This window comes from Deltaproteobacteria bacterium GWA2_45_12 (assembly GCA_001797365.1).
Lineage (GTDB): Bacteria > UBA10199 > UBA10199 > UBA10199 > UBA10199 > UBA10199.
The window spans coordinates 1-7,324 of sequence record MGPH01000022.1; the positions used below are offsets into that span (position 1 = coordinate 1).

Here is a 7,324-nt window from a genome sequence, read left to right on the forward strand (position 1 = left end):
ATAGGGCCAGAGGAAGCATAGCGCCTTCGAGAACCAAGGGGAAGTAATCACCATAAGAGCGCTGTTGCGTGCCTGCTGATTGGACAAGGGTATGAAGCTTTTGGTCGGGACGAGCTCGGCTTGTGTAATTATTTTGTTCTGTAAGTTGCTGTTCGGCTACCCGTGCATCAAAAGTGGGGTCATCAGTAAAGTCGGGTTCTTCGCAAACTAAGGTACTGGGATCAACACTGATCAGAGGCTCAGAACCAGAAATATTAAGAGAGGTGTCAGCCATGAAAAGTTCATTAAATAGTTCCTTGTTATTGTCAATTTAAAAAATATGACCACTTAACAAACCCATTGCTTAAAAAAATGAATACTGATAATTTAAATGGGTATTTAAAGAGGTACTTAAATGTTAACCATCGACAAAATCTTGCCGGTTACCCAAGTAAAAAAAGAATTATTAACCCTTATAAAAACCCTGCAAAAAAATGGGGGCAGTTATGCCATTACCAAAGATGGGAAGGCGGCCGGTATTTTGATGAGTCTTGATGAGTATGAGGGGCTTATGGAAACCGTTGAAATTCTCAATGACCAAGCCCTGGTCCGGTCGCTTAAAAAAGCGGTGCGCGAAGCCCAAAAAGGCGAAATGCATTCGGAAAAAGAGGTGTTTAAAGATTGAAGCCTTTTCATCTTACCTTCACGACTCAGGCCAAAACCAGGCTTGCCCGCCTTCATCCACAATTAAGAAGAGAAATCCGTTCATCGCTTGATGAACTTAAAGAAAACCCATGGGTGGGAAAACCGTTGCAACGGGAACTCACCGGGTTCTTCTCCCTAAAAATAAGGCATTACCGGGTGATTTATAAAGTTGTTGAAGAAAAGAGTCTTCTTGAAATCATGACTTTGGGACAGAGAAAAACCATCTATGTTTTAAAGTAACTTCATACTTAGGGCCATGCCCATCCTTTGGCGGGGGTGACGTAAAAAATAAGCTGGAACTATTCTAAAGAACTATATTAGAATGGTTCCAATGGAAATAAAAAGAAATGTTTTCAATAAGTTAAATGATGAAATAACGGAACCGTTTATCAGCATTTTACTTGGAGCAAGGCAGGTTGGCAAAAGCACCCTTTTAAAAAAACTGGAACAGACAGCCCAAAAAAAGGGGCTAAAAACAGCTTATTTTAATCTTGAGCTCTCCTCCGACTTGGCCCAATTGTCGGGCAACCACAAAGAAATTTTTAATTTACTCACTCAAAAGGCACAGGTCATCTTTATTGATGAATTTCATTATCTGGAAAATGCCTCCAAGATTTTCAAGGCCATTTATGACAGTCAATGTGGCGTTAAAATTTTTGCCTCAGGCTCGTCTTCCACAGAAATACACAAGCACCTTAAGGAAAGCCTGGCGGGACGATTCCGCAAAACCATCATTCACCCCCTTTCCTGGGACGAATACCAACAAATACCCAAAGTAAATTTGTCTGACTATTTACAATGGGGAGGCATGCCGGGATTGATCCATCTTTCAACATCCGAGGAAAAAATGGATCTTTTAGAAAACATCGTCAGCACTTATCTTGCCAAAGATATCAAGGCTCTTATCAAAGAGGAAAACGTTCGTGCCTTCAATTCCCTTTTGTACGTCTTGGCTCACAACCAGGGAGGCATAACGCCCATTTCCAATATGGCCAGGGAAATCGGCCTTGCTGAGCCAACATTGGCGCGATACCTGGATATCATGGCCCATACCTATATATGCTTCCAGGTAACCAGTTTTTCCGGCAATCTGGCCAACGAACTTAAAAAGTCACGGAAGTATTACCTGTTCGATTTGGGAATAAGGAATAGCCTGCTCAAGGATTTCCGCATCCCTGACCATCGTGATGATAATGGCATCCTTCATGAAAGTTTTGTTTTTTGGCATCTTCAAAATCAAATGAAACCCAATATGGAAATCCGTTTCTGGAGAACAAAAAAAGGGGATGAAGTTGATTTTATAGTCATCAAAAACAGGACTCCCCATCCCATCGAGGTAAAATCAACCCTCCATAAAATGGAAATACCATCCGGCCTGTCATACTTCATGAAAACTTATCCCAAGGCCCCTTTCGGTATTGTTTTCAACAAAAACTTAAAGGGAGAAAAAAAGCTCGGGCATCGCCCTGTTTATTTCATGAAGTTAGAGGAAGCTGCTTCCCTACCTTTGATGCAGACTGTTTTATAAATGTACACCACACTCCGTCCGCCCCAAGCCTCTTCTTGCCGCAATGCGGCAATGTTTTTAAATCATTTCCTATTTTCTTGAAAATTCCCGAAACCTTTTTGAATTCCTGCCGACAATACTTATAGGATGAGGGAAAACAATTACATAAGTACAATTGGGACTCTTCCGCGAAGAATTTCAAGGGATTTGGGGCACACTCTTGTTCCTACGCTCTGCGTGGGAACAAGCCATTCAGACGCTGGAGCGTCGTATATAAGACGTTCCCACGCAGAGCATGGGAACGAGAAAGAGCAGAGATATAACTCCCCCCAACCCCCTCTTACCCTAAGAGGGGGCATGGAAAATCACAAAGACAAAAACCAAAAAACTCCCTTATGGAACTCATCCTCAACCCCTTGGCGCCAGGGGTTGCCCTGGCTTTTAAGCCTGGTTTTTATTTTTACCCTTTCATCCTGCAGTCTTTTTTCGAGCCCCGACAAACTTGATTCCAAAATGGCCGATGACGCCATTAACGAAGGCCCTGCTGATGACGATGTAACCCCCGGTGGTTCCGGTGGCCCGGGCAACCCGGGTGCGGGTGGGGACAGAGTTGAATCCCCCGAAGAAGCATGCACCTCCTCTGAACAAGGCTTGTCCGTTGTTTCTCCCAACCCCATCCAATTTGGAGATAACGAACTCACGCCTGTTGAAAACATCGATCAAAACCTGGATTGCAAAACCATCACCGTAACCGGCTGTGTTCCTTTTTCGGCAGAAATTGATTCCACGGTTGAAGGAAGAACCCCTGCCACTTTTACCGACCGGGAAAATGACAAAACTTATCCGCAATTTGTTTTGCGAAATGGCGGCAGCGTTTCTGAAAACCGGCTTACCGGGCTTTCGGATTCGGTTGAAGTGTGCTACCGCCGCTTGGCCAATTCCAATTTTCGTAACCGAACCCGAACTGATGAAGGGTTTGTCAATATACGCGTTGAAAGTGCCAATTATGCCCGTCGCCTAAAACTGGAAGGCACCACCCTTCCCCTGCTCTTTAACATTACGGCTCCCCAACCGGGGAACTTGGTGTGGGAAGGAACAAGCGGCCAACCGCAGTATGACGATCCCGCAGCGCAGCGCAATCGCAATAGCCCCGTTGCTCCTGGTTCACGCCCTTACCTTCATTTTTTTAATATTCAGGCTCGCGGCCGTATTTCCGATGACCGCATTATTAAAGACCGTAATCTGAATATTTCTGTTCAAAGTGATGGTTTAAGTGTGGATGTGCCCCTGGAAGAAGACGGTCAATTTAACAAAACCATCGAAATCCCCTACCGTCCCATTCAAACTTACAATGTTGTTTTTTGTCTGAACACCAACACGCACAACGGCAAAGTTTGTAAAAGCATCCCCGTGGTGCGCTACACAGCCCCTCAAGGCATTGTGCAAGTCACAGACGGGGGTGGCGTGGCTGTCACCAGTCTTTCTGAAACAAAACCCAGCGGAGCCGACAATCGTGATCTTCAGTTAAAAGTGAATTTTTCAAACCTTCCTTTTTCAGGAAGACAAGGCCATCCCGTACGCATTTCCATTCAAAAAAGTATTTTAGCGGCAGGCCAACCTCCCAGACGCCCTGAAAACAATAATGAACGTGAAGTCATCAAAGACTGCCCTGCCGGCAACCAGAATTTAGACTGTAATGGCCGAAGTTGTTTGGTCACCAATGAAGCATTGTTTGATCCGGAAACTGACCCCAACGACAACCCCGACCAACCCAACCCCCATCTTACCTGTCCGGAAACCGATGAGGATCGCAACTCCAGTTTTTGCCATCAATTAAATGTGGGTCGTGATTTGGTCAAAGGGCTTAATCGCTTTACGGTGCAAGCCTGCAATGATTTTACTGAAAGCGAATGCGGGGGCAACTGCGTCACTTTTGATACCACCCTTATCATGGATAACGACAAGCCCAATATCACCTGTACTGAAATTGGGGCCACCAATGTGGGCGAAAACCGCGTGTACACTGAAAACACTTCCCTGTTTCTTGAATGCACGGTTGAAAACTACAAGCCCCCCATCACCCAAAGCGAAAATGCCGACGAGCAGGGGCAATGCTTTGTAAAGCTGTGGGTGAACACCCCCAATTTCAAGGAAACGGACAAGGAATCGGGCTATGAAATTTGCCCGGAAGTGCTTGTGGGTGTTGACCCCCGCCGCAATGAAGGAAATTTCGGCAACATCCGCCGCGGTTATTTTAAGATAAGGCTGGTTCCCCAGGAAGATGACGAGGGCGAAGTTGGGGATGCCGGCAACAACAGGCCCAGGGCCGTTCTCCAAAAATTTGGTGCCGAGGCCCGACAACCCGTAGGCCAGGTCAACAAACTCACCCGTTTCACCAACATTCTCCAAATCATGGCCGTTGACGCCAACGGGCATTATTCGTTCAAGACGATTAGTTTTCAGCGGGGGAGATTTGGAAGATCTACATTTGACAATGCCCCTGACAGAGCCACAAAAATCACAACCCACAAATTGGGAACTTTGGAGGAAAATGGAAAAACCAAACGAACCCCCCTCATGCTTTATTTGGCCGAAGGCATCATTAAGGACCCCGTTATCATTCAAGGCATTGAAAAAGCCTTAAACGATCCCGATAACGAAGCTTTGCAATTCGGGAATGTTGTTCAAGGGGGATTTCTTCCTGGAGACGAAAACAATAACAACATTCAAGATAATGGAGAAAATATCAGTTTTGAAAATGGGCTTGATATCATTCCCGGTGGCGATTTCATGACATTAGAAGATGATGATCCCAATGATGTAAAAAAGAAGAGAAATATTTGGGAAAATCTGCATGCCACCATGCCTCAAAAGTATAATGCTCTTATCAAGTACCGCATACTTCGTGAGATTAGAGAAGACCTAAACCCCCATTTGCTTGATCTGATCGTTTTTGAAGGCCAATGTGGTGGGCGAAGCCGTGACGATATATTGAATTTTACAGAAAGCTGGGATGTCGCTTGTGACTCTTGTAACAATCTGCTTTCTACCGCCATTGTTCCTTACAAAATGTTCCAGTTTGTCTACAAGGGCTTTGGTGACAATAGCACCGATTTTCTAGAAGATGAGACGGCTTGGCCTGTAAGCCACATGTCTAACATCAATGCCTGCCAAAGGGATCCCGATTCGTGCCGAGCCAATTTAAACTTTGATGACACAGTCCAAGGCAAATGGCGCATTGGACAATTAGAAGTAAAAGCCAACGGATATATTGACGCTGATGTTTGTATTTTAGGGGATGGTGAATGGGTTGATAGAAACCGAACCCCCGATAATCCTTGCGATGACGTCCCCGGTGAAGGAAACCATTCTCCCGCATTTTGGGGAAGTGCTGCTGCCATTGGTCTTGTTGAAGGGGGTGTCACCGGCGTTGAAAATGATCCCCTCATCCCCATTATCTGGAATGTCGGAAAAATCCGGCTTAACCTGCGTAACGTCCTTCAATTAACGAAAGTTCGGATAAATGGCACCTACACCAATAAACTTGTCATTCACAAAGAGAACATCGATATCGACCTTGATCACGATAATATTTCAATTCAATTAGAACCCTACCATGAATGTGCACGCTACTATCGAGCCCATTATAATGCTGATTTTGACCTGCCACTTGGATGCAGAGAACACGGGGAAGTATTTCCCATTCTTATGGACTTGTCTTCACCCCTGGGTCGTTTATTGAAAGAAGATGTCACCGAAGATGGCAATAATTTATGGTTATTGGGTTTACTTCAAGAAAAAGTTTTGGAGACATTCAAGAATATTCTTAGTTGCATTGGTGATGAAAAAATAAACCCTCTCATTAATCCCGAAGCTTTTCCCTACCTGCCATGGGTTCCTGAAGATGATCAGGATGATTTTTCAACAGCAGCCATTGACGAAGAAGATGGTGAAGCTGAATTTGAATTGCCGGCCTCGGATGCAACCAACCCTATTTTCAATATTAAAATGTACTTAAGCGAAGCCGATATTGGAATAAACGATGATGGTATCTCACTGAAACTTCCACTTCAAATTGGCGCAAACCAGGCCCCAGGACGTAATTTTGCCAGCAATAGCGGTTTGGGATATATGTTCCGCAACACCAGTGCCAACAATTTTGAAAGACGGTTCCCCTTACATGACATTGCCAACGCACCCTATCTCGGCACTTCTGTGGCCATTGAAGAGTTGATTAATTCTCTTACCCACCTCGTTTTTCATGATGGCCCTTTTTCACGCCTTAACCTTTTAAGTAAAGACCTGAAAGAAGATCTGCAACCCATTAACGGATGGACCATCGGCATTGACAACGTCATCATGGCAAACCTGGATATTTGTGGAGATGTTGCGGGGGTTATTTCTCCTGAATTGCCTCCATCAACTATTGCCCCCAACCTGGCCAACTTGTTCCCGGATGCTTCGATGTCCCACCTGGACATTACGCTTGATAGAAACCCCCCCCCCACTCTGGCTTTGCTGCCACTAGAAAGCCAATTGCCTGCGGGGGGGCAAATAACGGCGCAACAAATGGGTGAATTGGGATTTAATCGGGACAATATGAATGCCGCCATTTTGCAACTGGGGTTAACCAATGTGGTCCTTACCTTAAAAGGCCTGGAACGCATTGGCGACGGCAATAACGGGGCCGGCTCTTTTAGAGTAGGAAACGAAGTGGCACGCATACGTCTGGATGCCCTGTTGAAAATGGGCATAAAATATAAAACCGACGCCAATCAAATCCGCATTGAACTTTTCATCCAACCCGATTCGATTTTTTACCTAAGCGCCGTGCCGGGGCACGCTGCCGGCACTTTCAACGATCAAGATCTTTTGTCCGACATAAAAAGTGTGGTTTTAAGCAAAGTCGTTGGCGATTTAGGCAAGGACATTTTAAGCAGCACCGTTCCCAGCTTTGCCATTAATCTGCCTCTTAAATTGGAGGATTTTGATAACGAATCAGTGGTTATTAAGGGAGGCGATGTCACCGTTCCCCAACATTATGTAAAAAAAGGAACCTACGGCAACGACTTGAACGAAACCCGTTATACCCTGCGTACTGGCCCCAATGGCCCCTTAAAGCGCATTGTCATT

At 45.2% G+C, this 7,324-nt stretch carries 3 protein-coding genes and 2 pseudogenes (1 of these 5 cut by a window edge); 4 read left to right on the forward strand and 1 reads right to left on the reverse strand.

The window, feature by feature from the left end; genetic code table 11:
• A pseudogene (locus A2048_10870) lies at positions 1-274 on the reverse strand (hypothetical protein).
• Positions 275-394: 120 nt separating this feature from the next.
• Between A2048_10870 and A2048_10875 the strand changes: the two are divergent.
• The 4 genes and pseudogenes from A2048_10875 to A2048_10890 all read left to right on the forward strand — a co-directional run.
• A complete protein-coding gene (locus A2048_10875; protein ID OGP09778.1) occupies positions 395-664 on the forward strand; it encodes a hypothetical protein in 270 nt (89 codons plus the stop codon).
• Positions 661-924, forward strand: coding sequence for a hypothetical protein (locus tag A2048_10880; protein ID OGP09779.1), 264 nt, complete (start codon positions 661-663; stop codon positions 922-924). The genes A2048_10875 and A2048_10880 overlap by 4 nt, the downstream gene beginning before the upstream one ends.
• Before the next feature lie 82 nt (positions 925-1,006).
• Entirely contained in the window at positions 1,007-2,212 is a 1,206-nt protein-coding gene (locus tag A2048_10885) for a hypothetical protein (GenBank protein ID OGP09780.1), read from the forward strand.
• A 336-nt stretch (positions 2,213-2,548) separates the two neighbouring features.
• Positions 2,549-7,324, forward strand: a pseudogene (locus tag A2048_10890) (hypothetical protein) (it continues 345 nt past the right edge of the window).